21 protein-coding genes and 1 tRNA gene are annotated in these 22,701 nt (G+C 52.3%); 10 read left to right on the top strand and 12 right to left on the bottom strand.

What is annotated here, in order from left to right; all coding sequences use genetic code 11:
- Positions 1 to 59: 59 nt before the first annotated feature.
- Complete coding sequence (locus tag ACZ51B_RS18175) at positions 60 to 1,178, top strand: outer membrane beta-barrel protein (RefSeq protein ID WP_464294758.1); 1,119 nt, start codon at positions 60 to 62, stop codon at positions 1,176 to 1,178.
- 33 nt (positions 1,179 to 1,211) lie between these two features.
- Here the strand turns inward: ACZ51B_RS18175 and ACZ51B_RS18170 are convergent, their stop codons facing one another.
- Complete coding sequence (locus tag ACZ51B_RS18170; protein ID WP_464294757.1) at positions 1,212 to 2,051, bottom strand: TlpA disulfide reductase family protein; 840 nt, start codon at positions 2,049 to 2,051, stop codon at positions 1,212 to 1,214.
- 43 nt (positions 2,052 to 2,094) lie between these two features.
- Between ACZ51B_RS18170 and ACZ51B_RS18165 the strand changes: the two genes are divergently transcribed.
- Positions 2,095 to 2,562 (top strand): group II truncated hemoglobin, encoded by a 468-nt coding sequence (locus ACZ51B_RS18165; protein ID WP_464294756.1) that lies wholly within the window; start codon positions 2,095 to 2,097, stop codon positions 2,560 to 2,562.
- On the opposite strand, the gene ACZ51B_RS18160 is transcribed toward ACZ51B_RS18165, so the two are convergent.
- On the bottom strand, positions 2,559 to 3,041 hold the full coding sequence (locus ACZ51B_RS18160) for a DinB family protein (RefSeq protein WP_464294755.1): 483 nt from the start codon (positions 3,039 to 3,041) through the stop codon (positions 2,559 to 2,561). The two genes, ACZ51B_RS18165 and ACZ51B_RS18160, sit on opposite strands and share 4 nt — an antisense overlap.
- A gap of 112 nt (positions 3,042 to 3,153) precedes the next feature.
- Here ACZ51B_RS18160 and ACZ51B_RS18155 point away from each other — a divergent pair, with 112 nt between their 5' ends.
- Both ACZ51B_RS18155 and ACZ51B_RS18150 read left to right on the top strand, forming a co-directional pair.
- Entirely contained in the window at positions 3,154 to 3,783 is a 630-nt protein-coding gene (locus tag ACZ51B_RS18155; RefSeq protein WP_464294754.1) for a PEP-CTERM sorting domain-containing protein, read from the top strand.
- 47 nt (positions 3,784 to 3,830) lie between these two features.
- Positions 3,831 to 3,904: transfer RNA gene (locus tag ACZ51B_RS18150), tRNA-Gln, on the top strand.
- 144 nt (positions 3,905 to 4,048) lie between these two features.
- Here ACZ51B_RS18150 and ACZ51B_RS18145 read toward each other — a convergent pair.
- Entirely contained in the window at positions 4,049 to 4,699 is a 651-nt protein-coding gene (locus ACZ51B_RS18145) for a DMP19 family protein (protein ID WP_464294753.1), read from the bottom strand.
- A gap of 93 nt (positions 4,700 to 4,792) precedes the next feature.
- Between ACZ51B_RS18145 and ACZ51B_RS18140 the strand changes: the two genes are divergently transcribed.
- From ACZ51B_RS18140 to ACZ51B_RS18120, 5 genes are all read left to right on the top strand, one after another.
- Positions 4,793 to 5,410, top strand: coding sequence for a TetR/AcrR family transcriptional regulator (locus ACZ51B_RS18140; RefSeq protein WP_464294752.1), 618 nt, complete (start codon positions 4,793 to 4,795; stop codon positions 5,408 to 5,410).
- Positions 5,403 to 6,452, top strand: a complete 1,050-nt coding sequence (locus tag ACZ51B_RS18135) for a S41 family peptidase (protein WP_464294751.1) — start codon at positions 5,403 to 5,405, stop codon at positions 6,450 to 6,452. Before ACZ51B_RS18140 ends, ACZ51B_RS18135 begins: the two co-directional genes overlap by 8 nt.
- A gap of 99 nt (positions 6,453 to 6,551) precedes the next feature.
- Positions 6,552 to 7,814 (top strand): FAD-binding protein, encoded by a 1,263-nt coding sequence (locus ACZ51B_RS18130; RefSeq protein WP_464294750.1) that lies wholly within the window; start codon positions 6,552 to 6,554, stop codon positions 7,812 to 7,814.
- Between the two features lie 19 nt (positions 7,815 to 7,833).
- A complete protein-coding gene (locus ACZ51B_RS18125; protein WP_464294749.1) occupies positions 7,834 to 8,874 on the top strand; it encodes a LacI family DNA-binding transcriptional regulator in 1,041 nt (346 codons plus the stop codon).
- A gap of 10 nt (positions 8,875 to 8,884) precedes the next feature.
- Positions 8,885 to 10,897: an alpha-galactosidase gene (locus tag ACZ51B_RS18120; RefSeq protein ID WP_464294748.1), complete on the top strand. Its 2,013-nt coding sequence runs from the start codon at positions 8,885 to 8,887 to the stop codon at positions 10,895 to 10,897.
- On the opposite strand, the gene ACZ51B_RS18115 is transcribed toward ACZ51B_RS18120, so the two are convergent.
- Entirely contained in the window at positions 10,880 to 12,679 is a 1,800-nt protein-coding gene (locus tag ACZ51B_RS18115; protein ID WP_464294747.1) for a glycoside hydrolase family 43 protein, read from the bottom strand. The genes ACZ51B_RS18120 and ACZ51B_RS18115 overlap by 18 nt on opposite strands.
- Before the next feature lie 167 nt (positions 12,680 to 12,846).
- Here ACZ51B_RS18115 and ACZ51B_RS18110 point away from each other — a divergent pair, with 167 nt between their 5' ends.
- A complete protein-coding gene (locus tag ACZ51B_RS18110) occupies positions 12,847 to 14,997 on the top strand; it encodes a M1 family aminopeptidase (protein WP_464294746.1) in 2,151 nt (716 codons plus the stop codon).
- Between the two features lie 49 nt (positions 14,998 to 15,046).
- Here ACZ51B_RS18110 and ACZ51B_RS18105 read toward each other — a convergent pair whose 3' ends face one another.
- The 8 genes from ACZ51B_RS18105 to ACZ51B_RS18070 all read right to left on the bottom strand — a co-directional run bounded on the left by ACZ51B_RS18105 (position 15,047) and on the right by ACZ51B_RS18070 (position 22,582).
- The gene (locus tag ACZ51B_RS18105; protein ID WP_464294745.1) at positions 15,047 to 16,567 is read right to left on the bottom strand and encodes an MmgE/PrpD family protein; all 1,521 of its coding nucleotides are present in this window, start codon (positions 16,565 to 16,567) and stop codon (positions 15,047 to 15,049) included.
- A gap of 60 nt (positions 16,568 to 16,627) precedes the next feature.
- Positions 16,628 to 17,170, bottom strand: a complete 543-nt coding sequence (locus ACZ51B_RS18100; protein ID WP_464294744.1) for a hypothetical protein — start codon at positions 17,168 to 17,170, stop codon at positions 16,628 to 16,630.
- Positions 17,171 to 17,265: 95 nt separating this feature from the next.
- On the bottom strand, positions 17,266 to 17,475 hold the full coding sequence (locus tag ACZ51B_RS18095) for a hypothetical protein (RefSeq protein ID WP_464294743.1): 210 nt from the start codon (positions 17,473 to 17,475) through the stop codon (positions 17,266 to 17,268).
- 59 nt (positions 17,476 to 17,534) lie between these two features.
- A complete protein-coding gene (locus tag ACZ51B_RS18090) occupies positions 17,535 to 18,377 on the bottom strand; it encodes a prepilin-type N-terminal cleavage/methylation domain-containing protein (RefSeq protein ID WP_464294742.1) in 843 nt (280 codons plus the stop codon).
- A gap of 40 nt (positions 18,378 to 18,417) precedes the next feature.
- Positions 18,418 to 19,530, bottom strand: a complete 1,113-nt coding sequence (locus tag ACZ51B_RS18085; protein WP_464294741.1) for a LacI family DNA-binding transcriptional regulator — start codon at positions 19,528 to 19,530, stop codon at positions 18,418 to 18,420.
- Between the two features lie 470 nt (positions 19,531 to 20,000).
- Positions 20,001 to 20,381: a hypothetical protein gene (locus ACZ51B_RS18080; protein WP_464294740.1), complete on the bottom strand. Its 381-nt coding sequence runs from the start codon at positions 20,379 to 20,381 to the stop codon at positions 20,001 to 20,003.
- Between the two features lie 284 nt (positions 20,382 to 20,665).
- Positions 20,666 to 21,982, bottom strand: a complete 1,317-nt coding sequence (gene clpX / locus ACZ51B_RS18075) for an ATP-dependent Clp protease ATP-binding subunit ClpX (RefSeq protein ID WP_464294739.1) — start codon at positions 21,980 to 21,982, stop codon at positions 20,666 to 20,668.
- 15 nt (positions 21,983 to 21,997) lie between these two features.
- Positions 21,998 to 22,582 (bottom strand): ATP-dependent Clp protease proteolytic subunit, encoded by a 585-nt coding sequence (locus ACZ51B_RS18070; RefSeq protein ID WP_464294738.1) that lies wholly within the window; start codon positions 22,580 to 22,582, stop codon positions 21,998 to 22,000.
- Positions 22,583 to 22,701 lie beyond the last annotated feature (119 nt).

Below are 22,701 nucleotides of genomic sequence, written 5' to 3'. Positions count from 1 at the left end.
TCCCTCCGGGGACATCGGCCTACGAGGATGTAGGCCAACAACTTCTCTTTTCTAAGAACATGAAATCTCAACTTACTCTCTCTGTTTTGGTGCTTGGACTGGCTGCCTGCAGCATGGCTCAGGAGACTCCAACCACCTCACCTAAGAAGGATATCGACGTCTCGGGTTATCTTGACCTTTACTACCAGTACGACTTCAACAAGCCGGGGTCTGGGCCCGTACTCAACGGTCGCAGTTACGATAATCGCAACAATCAGTATCGGTTAGCCCTCGCTCAGATCGATATTTCTCGTGCTCCATCTGCGAAGCAGCCCTACGGTTTCTTTGTGAGTATCTTGGCGGGGCCAACCACTGATACGATGCATAGTGGTGAACCCGGTGGAGTTGACAATTATAAGAACTTCGGGCAGGCCTATGTGACGTATATGACTCAGGGCGCTAGGCCGCTCACCATCGACATTGGCAAGTTCTTTACGTTTGTTGGGAACGAATCCAATGACAGCCGGGCGAACGACAACTACAGTCGGAGCTTCCTCTTTAGCTTGCTCCAGCCCGACTACCACACAGGTGTTCGAGCTACAAAGGCTTTATCTGAAAAGCTGAGCGTTGCTGCTTACCTGTTTCAAGGTTGGAACGAGGTGGAGGATGGGAATAAGGACAAGAGTTTGGGCTTGGGAGCCAGCTATACCGTCAACCCTAAACTATCCGGGACACTGAATCTTTATCAGGGCACCGAGGGCAGCGACCGACTCAATCCGAGTGGCACCTATGGTGGGATTGGCTTCCCGACTCGCGGGACGGCGAGTCTGGCTCAAGCCGATTTGATTCTCAACTATCAATCGGATGCCAGCACTAAGTTAGCGCTCAATGCTGACTATGCGAGTGCGAGGGGTAAAGGTAACTGGAGTGGCCTAGCTCTCTATGCTCATAAGGATTTGAGTGCGAAGAGTGCTGTGGCTTTCCGCGCTGAGCATGTGGAGGATTCCAGTGGACTGCGGACAGGTACGCCGGTTCAACTGCATTCTTTGACGGGCACTTATGACTATAAGATCTCGGCGAATGTGCTGTTTCGATTTGAGCTGCGGGAAGACTTTGCGAACCAGGCGTTCTTCAATGGGTCGAGCGGATTGCAGAAGAACCGAACGACCTTTACCTTTGGCCAGACTATTAAGTTCTGAGGGGATTAGCCGAGCGGGTGCTCGGCTTTGTTTTTACTTTAGGCCAGCTAGCGCAAGCATTTTGAGGAACTGGCCTTTGGTGCGCATATCGATCGATTGTGCGACCAGTTTGCCTTGTCGGTTGTAGACGAAGTTCTTTGGGATTCCATCGACTTTATAGGCGTTGTTGACCTTCCGACCTGGATCGAGCAGCACTGGGTAAGAGTAGTGGTGGTCGGTGATGAACGGTTTGACTTTGTCTAGGGTTTCATCCGAGATGGCTAGGACGACGAGTCCTTTGGACTGGAACTGCTTGTAGAGCGCCTCAATGTCGGGCATTTCTTTGCGGCAGGGCGGGCACCAAGTTGCCCAGAAGTTGACCAACACGACTTTGCCTTTGAGACTAGACAACTTCCAGGACTTCCCTGTGATGTCGTTTAGGGTGAAGTCGACTTTGCTTCGGACACTGTCTAGTTTCTCAAGATACTTGAGGGCTTCTTTGTAGCCTGGTTGGTCCAGCTTGACCTTCATGTGCTCGTATCGTTCTAGTTGAGCGAGTTGGATGTATGTGTAATCTGGCCCTTGGGCAGTAGGTGCCAAGGTTATTCCTTCTAGCGATTCTGCGAGTGTTGTGGTTACTTCCTGCAAGGTGTCTCTGCCGAAGTCTCCTTCGGTTGCGAGGTTTGCGAGGCTGCCGGCCAGACTCAGTCTGTTGCTACTTAACGGCCTTGCCCGGATCTTTAGAGCCAGTTCTTTGGTCAAGATCGCGCGGTCACTGTCTTTTAACTTTCGAAGACTCGCGATCTGGTTTTCGATGCTATCTTCTCGGGTGGCGGATGCCTCGGCGAGCGCGGCCAAAAATGCGAGACCTACTAGCAGAATCGGTCTTTTCATAGTGGAATTACCTTACCGTCTTTTTCAAGATAGACTCCTGGTAATGGGAACCGTACCAACTCTATATGAATGGGCTGGGGGCATATCGGCCTTGGAGAAGCTGACGGCGGTTTTCTATTCCAAGGTCCCTTTGGACCCGATTCTTCAGCCGGTTTTTGAGTACATGCCACCGGATCATCCGAAGCATGTGGCGGCTTTTATCGGCGAGGTTTTTGGCGGTCCAACTGCGTACTCATCGGAATTGGGTGGACACGCTGGAATGGTGCGTCATCATCTAGGGCGACATCTGACTGAGCAGCAGCGAAGGCGATGGATTGAACTCCTGATTGACAGTGCGGATGAGGTTGGGCTGCCGATGGACCCGGAGTTTAGGTCTGCTTTCATGGCTTATGTTGAGTGGGGGACTCGGCTTGCGGTGATTAATTCGCAAGACGGAGCCGTGGCGCCGCCAGACGAAACTCCGATGCCTGAATGGGGTTGGGGTGTGCCTGGCGGGCCGTATGTGCCTTAGGCTGGGAAGCCTGGAGCGTTTCGGATTTGGTATGCCTGACCTTGGTGATAGAAGGGGTGAGCTGCGAGACGAGCCATGGCACCTGTTCCATCGATGATTGGGCCGAGTGCGCTTTGGAGTTGTTTTGCGCGGATCTCGTCTGTGGGGTTGGTTAGTAGTGGTTCGACCATGCTTCCACTGAGTTCGAGCGCTTGTTTGACAAACTCGGGTGTTAGCTCTTCCACGCTGTAGGGAAATGGCTTGTCATTTACTGAGCCATCTGTTGCGGCTGTTTTGAGTCGAAGGGTGGCTTCATCGAGTTCAAGGCCGCGGAGCTGCGAAGAGAACGATACTTCGACTCCGGCTATGTGGACGAGCATCTCGGCGATGGTGAGTGCGCCGGGGTAGATTCGCCAGTTGAGCTGGGCTTGATTTAAGTCTTGCGTGGTCTCGGTGAGCCTGTGTCGGGTCAGTTTCCAAGTAACTAAGAAGTCGCTCATTTGTGAAACGATACCAGTCTGATCCTGTTAAATTTGAGGACCAGCAAATATACAAGCTCTTTCTCTGGACAATGCCGTTACAATGAGAGCGATTGGGATTAATGGAGATCTGATGAAGTCAGTTTTTTCGATGCTTTTTGTTGCTGGGATTGGCCTAGGTACGGCCCATGCTTCTCTCACGTTCTACCCCGATAACGGTGCATGGCTATCTCACGTTTCTGGGGTGACTTCTGCCAATTTTGAAGGAATTGCACCTGACTCTGATTTCGTGACCTATCCCAGCGGTGTCACTGTTGGCGGTGTTGATTTCTCGGTGGATACGGCTACAAACAATGGATCGCTGTTTGTGGTCGGGGACGGTTTCTACTACCCCTATGCGGTTCTGTCTTCTCAGGATTTTGGGGACTCAACCAATCTTGTGGCGAAAATGCCCAGCCCGACCACGGCTTTCTCTGGAGTTATTGACACCTGGGATGGCAGCGACATTCTTCACTTCACGTTGGACAACGGAGACAGCTTTGTTCTAGCCGGGACCAATTTTGGAGATTCTGAGTTCGTCGGATTTACTTCGAGCACTCCATTCTCGTCATTCCGAGTGGATTTTGTGGGGTCGCATAGCGCTGCTATGGAGTTCCAGAGCTTCGCTTACGGACAGTTCCAGGCGGTTCCTGAGCCGATGTCTCTTGCTGTGATCGGGCTCGGGGTTGGATTGATCGCTCGTCGTCGCAAGAAATCCGCCTAGTGTGGCATTGATTTCTAGATGCGTGGTATTCTTTTGATTCTGCGCACTGCCCAATCGTCTAATGGTAGGACGACTGACTCTGACTCAGTTAATCGAGGTTCGAATCCTTGTTGGGCAGCCAAATCTCGGAAGCGGAATATTCCGGCATGTATGTGCCGTTGAAGGTCACCTTGTAGGTTGATGCAATGTCATCGCAATGTTCTTTGAGTAGGGCGCTTGTGCATCTCGAACTTTGCTGAAGTTTTGAACCTAGTGCTTCCCTTCACTACTTACTTGAGAACTTCTCTGGGTGGGCTCGAATGTATTTGAGCTGGAGTTCGGTTAGAGTCACCTTGATTTTGTAGTACTTGTCATCCAGTGGTCCAAGTTTGGACATTTTCTCTGACTTTTGAAACTCAGTGATGTCGTTCTTATCTTGCTCTGAGCCCTTCGACCTCTCATCTACCTCGTGAATCGTGATTGCTTCGCGTAGGAGGTTTTCTCTTTCGTGGTCACCTAGTGCTTGAAACCCAGCAAGGGTAATGTCAGCCAAAGTTCCTGATGAGTTCCAAAAAAACTGATGAAATCCGCCGTTGTTGACTTCGGAGTCAGCTCGTGTCGTCGTGTAGAGCACCTGCATTCCAGGTGGCATTTTTAGACAGGCGGCCCGCAGATCGTCGACCCCTTCCACCATCGTATATGCCATATCGGTTAGTTGCCCAACGACTTTGTCATCAGGGATTTTGGCGACGAACTCATTTGTCAGGTGTGGGTGGGAGTTGTCCGGCTTCTCAGCGACGCCACTTGATGATTTCGAAGGATTTGAGCAGCCAACAAGTAGTGCCACAAATATGGTCGCATAGGGGGCAGTCCGTGAAATCACCCGCCCAATATACTCGCCGATCATTAACTTCACATTCGTGACAGGCTCAAACACCGTATATCCGACTAGACACTTTGTGAATCACACTCTTCACTTTGAAAATGCACGAAAAACCTAATTCGTGCATTTATGCATATATAATGTATCGTGCTTACCAGTAAGCGGCGTGTTGATACGAAGGAATTGATCTTGGATGCTTGCGACCGGATCATGGCTCACTACGGCTTTCGTAAGATGAGCATGGATGACCTGGCTGTGGAAGCTGGGGTGAGTAAGCGGACGATCTACCTCTATTTCTCTAGCAAGGAAGAGGTTGGGCTTTCATCTGTTGGGAGGGTTGTCGAGAATGTTCGTGCTGAGTTAGAGCAGATTGTGGCCGAAGATGGGTCGCCTGAAGAACGACTGAGACGGATGTTGATTCGGCGTGTGATGGGGCGTGTGTTGGCTGTTCAACAGTATCACCACGGTCTGGACCAGCTATTTGAGGTGATCCGAACCCCGTACATGGAGCGTCGGCGGGCCGCTTATGATGCCGAGAAAGAACTTATCTCCCAAGTCCTTCAAGAAGGGCGCAAATATGGTGCTTTCTACTTTGAAGATGTAAACGAGACATCTAACACCTTGTTGCTGGCAACGAACGCTTTTGTGCCCTACAGCTTGAGCGTGCGTGAACTGGGGCAGCCGGAAATGATTCTCCAACGATTGACGGCGATGGTTGACCTACTGCTGCGAGGGCTACAGGTCTGTGAACAAAATCATGAATAGAACGATAAAAAAGCAAATGACTCTTTTGATCTTGGTCTTGCTAGCCGCATCGGCTGGGGCTGAAGAGCTGACGGCTGAAGTGCGAGCCACTACCATCAACTCGCTTTTTGTAAGCATGCGGAAATCGTATGTGTTTCCCGAGAAGGTTGGAGAGGCCGAGAAGTTGATCAAGGGCAAGCTTGCGGCACGGGGGTACGACTCGATTTCTAGCGGCGAAGATTTTGCGAAACAACTCACGCGAGATCTGGACAGTGTTTGCCATGATGCTCATCTCAGGGTTCGTTACAGTGCTGAAATGTTGCCAATCCGCAAGCAAGACGACAAGCCGAGTCCTTCAGAGATCGCCAAGCAAAAGCTATGGACCAAGCAAGTCAATGCTGGATTTCAGAAGGTGGAGCGGTTGGCAGGCAACATTGGCTATATCAAATTCACCCAGTTCGCTCCTAAGAAGGAGGCTGAACGCCCAATCCGTGCGGCTATGGACTTTGTTGCCAATACGGATGCGCTAATTTTCGACATCCGGGAGAACGGTGGTGGTAGTCCGCAAACCGTACAACTCTTATGCAGTTACCTATTTGACAGCAAACCCGTGCATCTCAATGATATCTCTGATCGCACGAGCGACGATACGGAGCAGTTTTGGACCCTGCCGAAGGTCTCTGGGTCGAAGTATTTAGGCAAAGAAATCTACATTCTCGTGAGTAAGCGCACGGGTTCGGCCGCTGAGGAGTTTTCGTACGACCTTCAGAACACCCACCGGGCAACTATCATAGGAGAACCCACCTGGGGAGGAGCAAATCCGGGCGATGAGGTCCGTCTCAATGACCACTTTAAGGTGTTTGTTCCTTTCGGCCGATCTGTTAATCCCTATACCAAAACAAACTGGGAGGGCACTGGGGTTCGTCCAGATATTTATGTGCCGGCGGTGGATGCTCTCAAGACTGCCCATGTGATGCTGATCAAGCATCTACTGGAGAAGGCAACTGATGCTGAGGAGAAGAGTCGCCTGACGGAATCGCTTGCTCGGACAGAAAAGGGTTAGTTCGATCATCTGGGCTTCTAATGCCTACGCAAATTCGATCAAACGTGGTCCTGGCACTCTCGAAAACAACTACAATTCTGAAGCGCAAAGGAGCACGTCATGGTTGAAGTTATTAAGAACTGGGCTGGGAACATAACCTATGGGACTCGGGCGATTTACCGTCCCCATTCTGTAGAGGAGCTTCAAGAGGTTGTTCGGAAAGAACCGAAGGTGAAGGCCCTCGGTTCTCGGCATTCGTTCAATACGATTGCGGACACCTCGGAGGCGCTCGTCTCTACAGAGCACCTTGATCGAATTATAAGTATCGACCCGGCGACGATGAGCGTCACTGCGGAAGGTGGGATTAAGTACGGTGCTCTTTGCCAGGCGTTGTATCAGGAAGGATTTGCCATCCACAACTTGGCTTCCCTGCCCCATATTTCGGTTGCTGGAGCTTGTGCTACGGCGACGCATGGTTCTGGGGATCGCAATGGCAATTTGTCCTCGACGGTCTCGGGGCTTGAGATTGTGACGGCGGATGGCGAGGTTGTGCGATTCAAGCGCGGTGACCGGGAGTTTGAAGGCGTAGTTGTCAATTTAGGAGCTTTGGGGGTGGTGTCTTCCATTACCCTTGACATCCTTCCTGCGTATGAGATGACTCAGAACGTGTATCGCAACCTCGCACTGAGTGAAGTTCTCGCTCATTTTGATGAGATTGAGTCTGCGGGATATAGCGTCAGTTTATTCACCAATTGGGAAGCTCCCAAGTTCAACCAGGTTTGGATCAAGCGGCGCTGTGAGGATAGCGATGTGGCGTTGGGTGAGACGTTCTTTGGTGCATGGAGGGCAACCACTCCCATGCACCCGATTGATGACATCTCACCGGTTAACTGTACCGACCAGATGGGAGTGCCGGGGCCGTCGCATGAGCGGTTGCCGCATTTCAAGATGGAGTTCACGCCAAGTAGTGGCGAGGAGCTTCAATCGGAGTATTTGATTCCTCGGCAGCATATTGAGGATGCCCTTCGAGCCGTTTCGGCGTTGGGATCGCAGATCGCTCCGCTGCTGCTTATTTCGGAAGTGCGCACTATTGCCGCTGATGACCTGTGGATGAGTCCTTGTTATCGTCAGCCATGCGTGGGAATTCACTTTACGTGGAAGCAGATGTGGCCCGAGGTTCAGGCTTTATTACCTACCCTTGAAGCTGCGCTTCGACCATTTGGGGCTCGGCCTCATTGGGGCAAGCTATTCCGTATGGATGCCCGTGAGGTCCATCCACTGTTTCCTAAGATTGGGGACTTCCAGGAACTGGTTACTGGACTTGATCCTAGCGGGAAGTTTAGGAATCCATTCTTAGAGAACATCCTTTGGAAAAACGAGTGAATTCCGGCTAGAATGTGCCGTGCATAGAACGCGCGTACAATCCGATAACGTTGTCGGAAAACCCACTCGGGATGATGTGGCTCGGGCTGCGAATATCTCTGGAGCAACAGTCTCCCGGGTTCTAAGCGGGCGCACTGATCTCAACGTGTCTCCTGAGACACGGGCGAAGGTTCTGGAGGCGGCGAAGAGGCTCGGCTATCAGCCCAACGCCTCTGCGCGAGCGCTGATGACGGGCCGGACTGGTTTGGTGGGGCTTTGGATGTCGTTTGGCTATTCCCGGTATCGCGGGAAAGTTCTGGAGCAGATGCGGCACATCTTCAGCGGCACTGAATTTGCGATGGCCGTGACCGACGTGGACGAAGACTTTGACCGGCACAACTCGTTTGAGCGGGCTTTGCGTGTGCCGGTCGATGGGATTATTGCTTTTGATACCTCGTCTTCGGGTGAGGAGTTCGCCAGAAACCACGATCAGTTGGCTCCTCGGACACCTTTTGTTGGGATGGGTGCCTATTGGTACGAATCTAAGAGTTATGTGGGAGTGGATTTGCGGGCGGGTGCCGATGAGGCCATGGACCACTTGCTGAGCACTGGGCGGCGTAAGATCGCTTATCTTGCTCCGTTCGATTCTGACCTGATCAACCAGGGTCCGCGTTATGATTCCTACTGTGAAAAGATGGCCGAGGCCGGACTGGAAACCTCGGTCATTAGCACCGCGGCTGTTCGTCCAATTCCGTTGAAGGCAGCGTTCGAGGAGTATTTCGACAGCCATTCCCCTCCCGAAGCCGTTCTTTGCATGAATGATGATCTCGCACTGACTTCTTCGTTTGTGCTGACCCAGCTGGGATTGAAAGTCGGTGAGGATGTGGCTCTTGTTGGGTTTGATGGGTTGGACGAAACGGAATATTCACCTTGCCCCATTACAACGGTTCGCCAACCGATTCAACAGATGTGCGAGCTTACGTGGAAGTATCTCCAGTGCCAGATGGAGGACCCGATGGCTCCACTTCAGCAGACGATTTTGAAACCAGAACTTGTGATTCGAGAGTCCACTCGGCGGTGATTCGAATCTGATGGGTCTGGCGTTGCTTGCTTCGATGGCCATGGTTACGGTTCGCCGCGATGCGAATGTTGTGGTGGTTCAGAACCGTACGTCCAAACTGACTATCCATCTTAAGACTGGAGAGTTTGACGTGGTGTGGTCCGGACTCGCTTGCGTTTCTTCTGCGCATGGAGAAGTTCGATTTGATGGTGGCGCGCTTCGCTCGACCAACGATTGGGATCTTCACACCGTTGCCAAGAGTGATGTCACGCGCATCCATGACGGATTGGGAAATGGGATTTGTGTGGTGCTTCGCCATCGGAAGGTGGGGTCCATGGAGTTACGCCACCGGTTCTGGATTTATGACAACCGGCCGGAAGTCCTCGCTCGCTTAGAAGTAGTGGGGGTGCGGCCTTTGAGCACCAACTACCTTGCCCCTGTGGTTTCGAGAGCCGTTCTGCCGGCGAGTTCTAGATTGAACAATCTATTTGTTCCTTACGATAACGACAACTATGCGCGTTACCGCTCGGATGGTTGGAATGAAAAGTGTGGAAGCCACGAAGTTGGAGCCTTGTACGATCCCAACACTCGCCACGGTCTCGTCGTTGGTTCAGTGGAACATGACACTTGGAAATCGGCGGTTGAATTTGATCGCAAGGAATTAAGCTTTCGAACTGTTGCAGGTGTGACTAGCAGCTACACACACGATTCACAGCCTCATGGATCGGTTTCTGGTCGCGAGGTGTTCTCGCCTAAGATGAGCCTCGGTGCCTATGCGGATTGGCGCGACGGTCTTGAGGCTTATGGGAGGCTCAACGCGTTGGTGAAGGCTGCACTTCCTTGGAGTGGATCGGTGCCTTTCGGTTGGAATTCGTGGTCTGCTTACAAGGCGAAGCTTACAGAGAAAGGTGCGAACGCTGCACGAGATTTTCTCCAGTATCAGCTGCCAGGGTTCCGGAGTGGCCGTACCGCGTACGTTAACCTCGACTCCTTTTGGGATAACTTGACATTGGATGCTCGAACAGCTTTTGTGCACAAAGCTCATGCCGCTGGGTTGAAGGCAGGGATCTATTGGACGCCGTTTGTGGCTTGGGGGAGTCTTGAGAGCCGGGTGAATGGCAAACACGACACCCTTACCTATCGTGATCTGGTCTTAAAAGACGTCAACGGAGCGCCGCTCGCGAAGCTGGACGGAGGGTGGGCTCTTGATCCCACCCATCCTGGGACGCTGGCGCGTATCGACAGACAGATGGCTGAGTTTGTTCGGATGGGGTTCGACTTTGTGAAGTTGGACTTCATGACCCATGGTGCTCTTGAAGGGAAACACTTCAATAAGAAAGTTATGACCGGTACTCAGGCCTACAACCTGGGGATGAAGAGGATTGTCGAATCTGTATCCAGGTCGAAGCAGCCGATCTTTCTTAGCCTCAGCATTGCTCCGATGTTTCCGCATGGCTACGCCCATAGTCGACGCACCAGTTGTGATGTGTTTGCCAACATTGGTGCTTCGGAGTACCTGTTGAACTCCACTTCATATGGGTGGTGGACTGGGAACAGTTTGTATCGATTTAATGATCCTGACAGTGCCTGTGTGTACCAACCTCAGGATGAGATCGTCGTTTCGGAAGCTGAGGCTCGGACTCGGTTTACGGCCTCCGTCGTTTCTGGAGGCATGATGTTTGTTGGGGACGATCTTCTTAAAGTTGGGGCAAGGGATCGGGTCCGCCAGTTGTTCCATCATCGTGAGCTCCTAGAACTTGCGCAGCGTACACCCGCGTTCCGGTCAATTGAGGGCGACTCTGGGTATCAGGCCAGTGAAGCACTTTCCTGGCAGGACCCTAAGAGTGGTTCCGTATATCTAGCACTCTTTAACTATGATGCGAAGCTAGAAAAGAGTGTGCGGGTGAATCTGACGAGACTTGGCCTGCGCGCAAAGCGGGAGTACCGACTTGTGGAAATGTGGAGTGGCAGAGCCTCCACTGCTTACGGAGCTGTGGAGGCTAAGTTAGGACCTGCTGGGTGCGCTCTATTTCGGATCTGGTAGACCTTTACCGTTCACGATGGGTTCGCCTTTGGATCCTTTCTTGAAGACTTGTGCAGTCGGGTCCATGGGCTTGATGGTTCCGTCTTCTCGGAACTCCATTCTTGCCAAGCAGGTTTCTCGCTTGAAACCGCCGCCGCCTGGTATGGCGTGTCGGTGGTAGATTGCGTACCAGCGATCGGTTCCGGGCACGTTGACTACGCTGTGGTGCCCCGTGCCTTTGGCGATTCCTTTCTGGCGGAGCACGACGTTATCTTTGGGGAATTCCACAGGGCCGTAGGGTGACTTGGAGATGCCGTAGGCTACATGATAGTCGTCACTTCGAGCGTCGTCGATTGACCACATGAAGTAGTAGAGTCCTTTGCGCTTGAACACCACGATTCCTTCACGGAAGTCTTTGAGAGGGATCGTCTTCGGTTCGCCATCGAAGGAGATCATATCTCGGTTTAGCTTGTACACGGTGGGATTTCCGTTGCCGAAGTAGAGATAGGCTTGCCCGTCTTCGTCCATGAAGGGGTAGGGGTCGATTGGGTAGGTGTTGACCTTTTTGCGGTCTACCAAGGGTTTGCCAAGAGCGTCTTTGAAGTAGCCGGTTGGAGAGTTTGAGGTTGCCACGCCAATTTGGCCATGGGCGCAGAAGTAGAAGAAGTACTTCCCGTCTCGCTCCATCGCATCGGGGGCCCAGGCCTCGATATTTGCCCACGAAAGGTCTTTCGTGACATCCATGATCATCCGCTCTCTCTTCCAGTCGATCAAGTTCTTTGAGGACCAGACCGAGAAGTCGGTGGTTTGCCAGTTGGGTTTGTCGGACGTGGGATAGATGTAGTAGGTGTCCCCGAAAACCCGGATCGCTGGGTCGGCGGTGAAGCCGTCGAGGATCGGTTTTGGAACCTCAGCCATCACCCGTTTTTGTTCCTTGAGGATGCTGTCCAACGTTGATTGAGGTACTTGTAGGATCGTGCCATGTCTCTGGCCTTCGACGACCTCTGCACTTGATGAGACATCCTTCCAGGTCTGCCAGTCAGTGGTTTCGTAGACGCCATAACGACCCTCTGTGTAGAAGTCTACGTACAGTAGGGTCTTGCCGCCAATCTCTACCAGCGTTGGGCCCTCTGCTCGCTTTGTGACAATGGGTGTTGGGGAGAATTTGTAGGGCCCGAAGGGGCTGTTTGCAATGGCGTAGTGGATCGGGCCGTACTTCTTCTTCCCTTGCATGTCTCCTTCTTTGAAGACCGCAATGGTTTTGTCACCTTTCTGAAAGAGGGTTGTGTCGATGTGGTCGAAACCGGGGTCGAGGAAGAGCTTAGACTCTGAAAAGGTCTTGAAGTCTTTTGTGACCACGCTGTAGGTTCGGTGATTCATCCGGTCTGGGGAGACGGTCTCGGGGAATCGACCATCGACGTGGGAGGACCAGGTGATGATGTACTGCTTTGAGGATGCGTCGTAAAAAGTTTCGGGCGCCCAGCAGGTTTTGGTTCCTTCTACCTTCTCCATTACTGGCAGGAACTGCTGTGGTGACCAGTGGACGAGGTCTTTGGAAGATGCGTAGCCGATGCCTTTGTCGTTCCAGCCTGTGGTCCAGACCATCCGGTAGGTGCCATCTGGTCCGCGGAGGATGTGCGCGTCGCGAAACAGCTTGCTTCCCACTTCTGGTTTGAGGAAAACAGGAGCTGTATCGGTCCAATGGAGACCGTCTTGGCTGTGTGCAAGGTGAAGACCATCTCCATTGCCACGGAACGAGGTGAACACGTAAACCATCTTTGACTTAGGTGCGAGGAGCGACATTGCTAGAACGGAACTGAGAAGAGTAACCACGCCAATGTTAGTATGGACCGAGTCCTTTGGGTGGCTATCAATCCAATTCGGTCGAATGAAACACTACACAGAATGCTTGGAAACAGGATATTCTGCCTGTAAGCAAATCTTAACAACGTCTGTTGCCATAAAATTTCATGTACAAGCCTCTTAACATCCTCTGCCTCGCGCTTGCTTTGACGAGCGCTGCTCTTGCGCAAAAGTCCCCGTTTGCTCCTCCTTCCGCTTCCCTGCACTATGCTCCAGATCGCACCTGCGACCTGCTCAATGTGTTTGTAGACCTTGATGTGGACTACCCAAATCGAACGTTTACAGGGACCTCCGTTAATACGTTATCTGCCCTTCGGTCTGGGATTACTGAAGTGGTGTTGATGGCAGGGCCAGTCCTCAAGATTAAAGAAGTTCAGGTGGATGGAAAGACGGCGACCTATCGCCGTGAAAAGGATCGTCTATACATTGCGACAGCACCTTTGAAGCGTGGACAGACCATCAAGATCTCGATCAGCTATGCCGCCAAGGACACCAAAGCTTCGCCATTTGGTGGCGAGGGTGGGTTCCACTGGATCGAGCCAAGAAAAGGCGTTGAGAACCGGATGGGATTCTGGACGCAAGGCGAATCTGAGTCGAACAAGCACTGGGCTCCTACTTGGGACTATCCCAATGATCTTGCTACGAGCGAGGTTCGATGTACCGTTCAGGCTGACTGGGATGTGATTGGCAACGGCGTTTTGGTTTCCAACAAGTTGAGTGCGGACAAAACGAAACGCACGTTTGACTGGAAGATGACTCAGCCTCACGCGACCTATCTCTTGTCGCTGGTGGGAGGTCCCCTTGATATCAAGAAGGACAAGTGGGAAGGCGTTGATCTTTGGTATGTGACCCCTCGCGGTGAGGGATATCTCATTGACGACTCGTTTGGTCATACCAAGGACATGCTGAGCTTCTACTCTAAGATTCTGGGCACCAAATATGCGTGGCCGAAGTATGCGCAGAATGCGATGTACGACTTTGGCGGGGGAATGGAGAATGTCTCGGCTACGACCATGGGCGAAGGAAGCCTGACGGAGAAGCGAGATGGCTACTACACCATGGACAGCCTCAACTCTCACGAGCTGGGGCATCAGTGGTTTGGCGACCTCGTTACCTGTAAGGATTGGGGCGACACTTGGCTGAACGAGAGCTTTGCCACCTACATGCAGATCATGTACTTTGAGCACAGCCGGGGTGACAACTCTTACGCCTGGGAAATTGATGATGCGATGCACTCATATTTCTTTGAAGCGAAGCGGTACAAGCGACCGATCTCGACAAAGATGTATCCCAACGCTGACGCGATGTTCGACTCGCACACCTATCCGAAGGGTGGAAGTGTGCTGCACACGCTTCGCAAGATGTTGGGCGATGAGTCGTTCTTTGGAGGGTTGAACGCTTACCTGACGCAGTGGCGACACACGCCTGTGGAGAGCGCTCAGCTTCGACGAGCCTTTACGGAGTATTCGGGTATTAACGTTGAACCGTTCTGGGCTCAGTGGTTCGAGAAGCCAGGTCATCCGGTTCTGGACTACTCTTGGAAATACGAAGATGGCAAAGTGAAGCTCACCGTGAAGCAGCTTCAGGACACCTCTGATGGGACACCGGTGTATGACATTGCAGCTAAGGCTGACTTGATCAGCGCGGATGGCAAGCACACGTTGCTGCCGGTACACCTTTCCAAGACGGAGGAGACGTTTGAGCTACCAAGTGGGACTCAGCCAAGTGCTGTTGTGTTCGATCCTAAGCATGAGTTCTTGCGAGAGATTCCAAAGCAGAACTGGTCTACCACCGAGTTGCCGGTTATCTTCCAATATGGATTCAATGCTCCTGACCGAGCCCAGGCTCTTCAGGGACTTCTGAAAGATCCGTCTGACAGCGTGGTTCAGCTGATCGCAGACGTTCTTTCTAAGGATGCAGACATTGCTCCTGCGTTTCGCGAAGTGTCGGGTGTGGTCAATCTGGCAAAACCATCACTTCGATCTTTCTGGTTGAAGCAACTGGATCATTCCAACTTCCAGCGACGAGCTGCTGCTGTTCGAGCACTTGGCAAGTTGCCTGTGGATGCTGATACGACAGCTAAGTTGAGATCGCTTATCAACGATAAGGCACCTATTGAAGTGGTGGTAAGCTCCATCAATGCGCTTGCTGCTTGGGATGCCAAGGGCAACGCCGATGTGTTTAAGACGGCGCTGACTATCAAAGACCGACGGGGCCGCATCAAACGAGCTGCCGAAGCTGCACTCGGCAAAGATTGACCCTTCGCTGCTCTGCTCGACACTTACTGTCGAGCAGAGCAGTTACTTCTTATCTATCGATCTCGAATTGGTAGAGGTAGAGAAGCTCCTTTCCAGACAGTTTGTCTAGGCCGTCCAGCTTGTTTACCAGGGCTGGGACGTCGCCACCGGTTGGTAGCGCTAGTTGACCTAGGAGCTGTGCTTTCTTATGGAGCAAGCTTTCCAAGTCCGCTGTCGTGTTGCGTGCGTGTCCAGCTGGGTACATGACTAGGCCGCTATCGAACACACTTCCGTGTTTGTCGGTCACTACGATCGAAGTGGGAATGCCGTCTGGGTAGCGGGCATCGTACTCTGGCCCGCCGTGTTCGAACGAGATTTTTTGCATTAATTCGCGAGTGGTGGGATTCTTCAATGCGTCGTCAGAGTAGTCGTCTGGCATGAGCATGAGCTGCTTCCATAGGTCGTCCGATTGCCCTGCCGGAATCGCTTCGATAGCTTTTCGGAGCATGGTGGCCACGATGTACACCATGGAGTGGTCCGCTGATTGCCTTGTTTGAGGGTCTCGCTTGGCGGGGTCACCGATGATTCCGAACGCGGGTTCGTAGGCTTTGACCACGATATGTTCAATTTGGCCCTGTTGTAGCAGGCTTGGGTTCGCAACCAGGAGATTGATGAGACCTTGCAGGGCTCCTGCGGACTGGTGCTCGTAAAGGCCGATCTTGAAGTGCATCCCCATCACCGCGAAGTCATCGCCGGAGTGACTCAGTACGAGATCGAATGGGGAATTGCCGTTTGTTGGCTCGAACTGGCGGAACATGCTTTCTGGGTTTCGGAAGATGTCTTTCGGTCCGATGAAGCCGTTGAGGGCTCGCTTGCCAGCTAGGACGGCAGCTTCGGTGCTGAGCGCTGCGCTTGCGCCTTTGGAATCGCTGAGTTGCTTTCCGGCACGAATCGCTCGCCAAGGGATGTAGTGGGCGACAAACATGCCGATGGCGCTCTCGATCTGCTCCGCGCTTCCTCCGTGAAGGGCGACATAGGTGGCTGCTGATGCGATGGCTCCGTGGACAACGTGATCGATCTTGTAGGTTTTAAGGCTAAACACTTCAGCTAGGCGGCCTCTGATTTCATCGATGAGGACCATGGCAAGCAGTGCTGTTTCGCCGTCTAGGCCGCGCTCTTGGCATGCGGCAACTGCGACTGAGTAGTAGTCGTTGTGTCCGAATTCGCCGGCGAGAAACCCGCGTGCCGGGTTGTAGCCAAAGTTTGTTCCGTTGCTGTCCCACTCACGGACGGCGGCGCAGTTTGCGACGATGGCTTTTTCGACTTTGACTCTTGTGGATGAGCCAAAGACGGTGGCGCCGTTTGCATCTGCGTAATCGAGAGCTTCGTTGCGAAGGATGGTGGGGGCGTTGGTATGGAGTGCTAGTGCAGATGCGCCACAGAGAACCGCGTCTGTGTGGAACTGCTTGGTCCGGTTAAGCACTGCGGTACTTGGCCCGCTGCCTAGCTTGCCTGCCAGAAAGTCGATGGCAAATTGCCCAATTCCAAGTGCCTGGTTCGCGTCTTTGCTCAGGGTGACCGATGTGCTCATGGATACGAGATTAGCATTTTGAAGCTATGAGCCACTTGGAGAACAGGATTCGATTGCAGTTCAAAGAGGTGTTATTTTGCAATCGATTCCAACATGGTTGTTCACGATCATCTTATTCCGATCTTTGAGATCAGGCCTCATGTACGCAATATCAAACTTCGCTGTACCGTGGTCGATGTAGCCATCACGCAGTCTTAAGAAGATCGTGCCTGTCCCCTTTACATGGCCGGCACCATTGCCCTCTACCTTGAGATCCAACTTGGCAAACTTTCTGTCGCTGGTGATTTGGACGAACTTATAGTTGGCTTGAAGTCCTGCAAAAAGTGGACTTGGACCGGAGAAACCTGACTTCCATGTTTGCCCTGGCGTGATTCCGTTCGGAGGCAGCACCACAAAGAACTGTACGGGTGCTTGCCCACGCACGGTCCCTCCTGCGCCTACGGCTACTGTTGATCGCTTTGACCTGCCTACCGACCTGCCCCGTGCAAACAGAGGCCCGGTTACAATTTCTAGCGAACGGGAGGTTGCCACGTGGATCTCAACGGGGAGTTGCGTGGAGGTCGAAGTACCGGCTGTGTTTCCAGATCCGGCGAACTCTGTCACTGTCGTTAGGACCCGGTATTTCGTGACGATTCCAGGTGTTAGGTTTAGCTCGATTCTCTGGGCAGGATAAGAGCTAAGACATAAATAGGCCGCTATCATTTGCCGGCCTTCGACTTTATTGAGTTGATGTAGGTCTTCTTGTACTCGTCTGGAATTGACTTGTCTGCTTCTACCTTCTTGATTTGCTCTTCGGGAGTTAGGTTTTGCAGGTTCAAGGTTCCCTTGGTTACATCACCTGCGGGTTCCGAGGAGGAGCAGCCACATAACACGATTACGATTGCGAAGAAAAATGCGTTGTTTCTCATTTTGATCCCCTTGGAAATAAAAGGAGGTGCCCCCTTATGAGAAGAGGGCACCTCGGAGATTAGTTGTACTCTTTGATCTGGTTAGAGTTGTTTTTGATGCTTTGCACGGCTGCATCACCAAGATAGGTGTTGCAATCCCATACGTCTGTCGCGATCGTCGCTTTAATCTTGTAGCGTTTCGCATGTCCGTCGAAGAAAGCGTAATTGCCTCCACCGCCACCATCCGTCATCGAACATCCGATACCGGTTCCGCCCCATGGCTGACCTTGCGCGGTGCATTGATACTCAAGAGCTGTATGAATATCTAGGTCTGGGAATGGGAACTTCGATGGAACAACCATAGCTGTACTTGCTGGGTTGGAGAACAGTGTCATCGATCCGCTACCGCCGCTATCTCCAACATTGGGCCAGAATCGTCCGCCAAGTTCGTTGTAGCCTGCGCTCATGTTGACCGCGTAGGATCTGGGCCATCTTGTTGTATCGTCACCAGCACCCGCCAAGCCCCACCACACTGGCGCATTGGACCAGGCGTTTGTAGAGAGAGGGGACTGATAAATTCCACCTTGTCCGGCTGTTTGGTAGGCGGTTCCTACGTCACCAGCTCGACGGCCACCGTTCTTGATGTAAGGATATGTGAGATCCTTCCAGTTCTTCATCTTGGCGGTCCACCAGTATGAGCCGTCTTCGACAACACGGTTGAAGGGCGCCGTATCATCACTGTCACCCGCATACATCATAAATCCGAGGCCAATCTGCTTCATGTTGCTGAGATCGGAAGCCTTTTTGGCAGCCTGTTTAGCCTGAGCAAAAACAGGGAAAAGGATAGCGGCAAGGATTGCAATGATGGCGATGACGACGAGGAGTTCGATAAGCGTGAATGCTTTTTTGGTATAGGACTTCATTGTAATAAAACCTCCGTTGGTTTTTGGATATGGGGATTCTCTATTCGAAATGTAGTTGGGTCTTGGCAGGTTGTAGTCCTGCATCAGCGATGAAAAAGTCGGCGGCAACACGAACGACCCGGGGGTCTTTCTTGGAACCGTTCATTTGTTCCAGCAGTAGATCAGCGGCGATTTTGCCGATGTCGTAGCTTCGTTGAACGATGCGGTGAACACGCCATGGTGTTCGAAGCATCATTGGAGGCCAGTCGTTAAAAGTTGCTATTTCGAGATCTTCTGGCATGTTGATTGCCATCTGATCGCAGGCTTGGAGGGCCGCGGCGGCTAGGGAGTCTTGCACGCAGAAGAGTGCCGTGATGGGGTCTTTTTGCTTCACCAGAGTGAAGAGGGCATCGCAGATGGACTGAGCAAAAACCTGGGAGTTGCCTTCTACCTCGGGCATGAACCAGCGGGTTAGGTTGCTGGTGTCTTCGACACCCACTTCATCGAGGGCTGCTTGGTAGGCGTGGTGTCGCTCATTGACTGAGCTGAAATCGGGCTTGTGAAATGAGAAGAAACCGATTCGCCGGTGTCCTCGTGCTTCGAGCGCTCGAATCGCTTTGAGGGTGGCACCTTCGTTGTCTGAGACGACTGCATTGGCATGGATGCCCTCGGGGATTCGGTCGAGAACGACTGTCGGCAGTCCTCCAGCGATGAGCTTTTGTAGTACCTGTGTCGACTTGGGATGGGTGGTCGGGTAGATGATCAACCCATCCACTGAATCCTGAAATTTTCGGATCTGCCTGCTTTCGGTTTCCGGATCGCCTTTTGATTCCGCGATTACGAGATCCATATCATGCCCAAGGCTGTCTTGCATGCCCCGGATGAGTTCGCCAGACGGGAAGTTGTAGGCTTGGGCAAAGTTGTCAACTAGGAAGGCGACCCTTCCCTTTCGCAGTTCTCGTTTCTCTGCTACGACTGTTCCCCAACGACGTTGTCGCACCACGAGCCCCTGACGCTGCAGTTCATCAATCGCTCGATGCGCCGTGTGTCTGCTGACACCCCACTGGAGGGCAAGAGTCTCACCGGATGGCACTCGTTCGCCAACAGTAAGCTGCCCCGTCTCAATTTGACGGGTGATGTCTGCCGCGATTGTCTTCCAGGATGTGTGCGCCATTTGAATATCCGACTATGAACTGTATTTCATAGTAAATATAACTCATATCCCGTCTATCGCAATCTAATTTGTGAGAAATCTCTTGTATGACGCGGCTTGGTTACGTATCAACGGCGTTCGGTCCGCACATCGTGCCGGGGATATATGTGGCTCGGAGGAGTTTCAGCTCAATTGCTGAAGGTGGGAATGTGCTTCAGCGTGTTACATGAGGCCAGCTGCACTTCCGCTGCGAGCTAAGACTGAATGAGTTTTTTTCGCGAGTACTCGTGGCAGAAGTCGCATGCTCCGAACGGAACCACGGCTTTTTGCATTGACGATTCGCTACTTCTAGGTTAAAACGATCAGTAGTGAACTTCACGATGATCGTTGCGGATCGAGCTCGGCTTGAGCCTCTGATTGAATAGATAAACAAAAAAGAGTTCAGAGAGCGGCGCTGCTCTCTGAACCCAATTTGAGGATTGAAAATGTCTTTAAGCGACTTTTCGGGTGGAAACCTGTTTGTGAATGGGGAACTGGGCCTGGCGAGGGTCGTAGACAAATTGCTCTTTGCCTTCCAGAACGTACTGAAGCCGCATGCTTTGGTGCAGCACGGAATCTTGCTCGTCAATTGGTACCGAAACAATGGTCTCGGCGCCGTGTGCGAAACACCTGTCTTTCACTTCCGCCAACGCTAAAATGGCGTCGCCATCGAGCCGTTTTGCCTTAGAGTGATCGAGCAGGAGTGAAAATCCTTGGCCCTCGACACCTTCCAGGAGTTCCAGCAATTCGTCTCCAAAAACACGAATCTCCTCTGCTGTTACTCTTCCCCCTAAACTTGCCTCTACTAGACTTTGCCTTTCATAAAAACTCACGAGGTACATCGTTTGCTAGGGCTCTATTGTTCGCCTGCCCTACCTCCACACTACTTCTTCCAAGGAGAGGCGGGAAGATACCTAGTAACATGCGCGGCTACCTCTAAAACAGGCAAAAACATCGCTAGTATAACTAAGGCTGGCAATTGGGATGGCTAGTAGCTGCACCAGCGTGTTTTTCTATTCTTGGCACAACGTTTGATGTTCTTCAGGCATGAATTGAACCTAAAAAGAAAACCCCTGGAGCGTTGCCCCAGGGGTTGTTCGTTTTCGAGCTGACTGAATCAGCTTGCTCGTCGGATCTCTTCTTCGGTCATTAGAATTGGGTGAACACCCTCATCGATGACTCCTTTAGGGACCACCACTCGCTTGATGTCCGTTGCGCTGGGGACTTCGTACATTACGTCCATCATGACTTGCTCGATGATGGCGCGTAGTGCACGTGCTCCGGTCTTGCGCTTGAGAGCTTCCCGGGCGATTTCGCCGAGAGCGTGAGGCTCTACTACGAGATCGACACCGTCTAGCTCGAAGAAGCGTGCGTACTGTTTGATGATCGCGTTCTTTGGCTCGCAGAGGATCTTGATGAGTGTTTCCTCGTCGAGCGGATCGAGTGTTGCGATGACCGGAAGTCGTCCGATGAACTCGGGGATGAGACCGAATTTCAGGAGGTCTTCGGGCATCAGGTCTCGGAGAACGTTTCTCTTCTTATCTGGACCTGCATCCGGATTCGAGCGGAAGCCCATGACGTTTTCCTTCATGCGGCGTCGGATCGATTCCTCGATGCCCTCGAAGGCTCCACCGCAGATGAAGAGCACGTTGGACGTGTCGATCTGAATGTAGTCCTGTTGAGGGTGCTTTCGCCCTCCGTGTGGAGGAACGTTGGCAACGGTGCCTTCCAAAATCTTGAGGAGGGCCTGCTGGACACCCTCACCACTTACATCACGTGTGATGGAAGGGTTATCGCTCTTACGAGCGATCTTGTCGATTTCATCGACGTAGATGATGCCCCGCTCGGCCATCTCCTTGGGATTTGACGGGTTTAGCGACTCAGCTGATTGGTACAGCTTGAGAAGGATGTTCTCCACGTCTTCGCCCACGTAGCCAGCCTCTGTCAAGGCTGTTGCATCGGCAATGGCGAAGGGCACATTGAGCATGCGTGCCAGAGTCTGCGCAAGCAGTGTCTTTCCAGAACCGGTGGAACCCACGAGAAGAATGTTGCTCTTCTGGAGTTCGACTCCCCCGCTCATCGTTTCGCCTACACGCTTGTAGTGGTTATAGACCGCTACGGAAAGCGCGCGCTTGGCAGTGTTCTGCCCGACGACGTACCTGTCCAAGAATTCGACAATCTCCCGAGGTTTTGGAACGCTCTTGAGAGTTGTTGCTGCCGCTTCTTGTGGTTGTCGAGGTACAGCTGGGGTTGAAGTGGATTGTACGCCTGCGGCGGGCAATCCCTTGTCTGGGTCGTTATGGAGGATGTCATTGCACAGATCGATACAATCTGAGCAGACAGCCCCATGCAAACCGACAATGAGCTTCTTTACCTGCTCTTTCGTCTTACCGCACAAGCAGCACTGGTCACGCCGTTCTAATGTCTTCGCCATTCGTGCTCCGTTCCTTTACCGAGACCCTGGCTCTACGACCTTGTCGCAAATGCCGTATGCCACGGACTCTTCAGCCGACATGAAATGATCCCTGTCACAGTCTTTCCTGACAGTCTCGGGATCTTTGCCTGAATGCTTACCGAGGATTTCCATCAAGATGTCCATGTAACGATTGATTTCTTTCGCCTGAACATTAATATCGGCGGTTGTTCCCTGGAATCCAGCAGAAACTTGATGAATCATCACACGGCTGTGTTTCAGACAGTATCTCTTCTCTGCTGCGCCGCCAGCGAGCAGCACCGCGCCCATTGAGGCAGCTTGTCCAATACAGATGGTAGCCACCGGTGGCTTGATGATCTGCATCGTATCGTAAATGGCCAGACCTGCACTGACCGAACCACCTGGCGAGTTAATGTAAAACTCGATATCCTTGTCTGGATCTTCCTTTTCCAGGAAGAGTAATTGCGCCACGATCAGGTTCGCAACGTAGTCATCAACTGGCGTACCAAGGAACACAATCCGATCCTTCAGAAGCCTCGACCATAGGTCGTAACTTCTTTCTCCGCCTGCAACCCTCTCTATGACGTATGGAACTCCCATTCATGCCTCCTGCATTTATTGTTATCGGCAGATAAATTCACCTGCCTTCCTGATTTAAGAGGATACTCACTAGAATCTCTTACTCCTAGTAGTTCTCCTAGCTTATCTACGAGATTCGC

It is taken from the genome of Fimbriimonas sp. LA-C6 (assembly GCF_055398105.1).
This window is presented reverse-complemented; position numbering and strand designations above follow the sequence as displayed.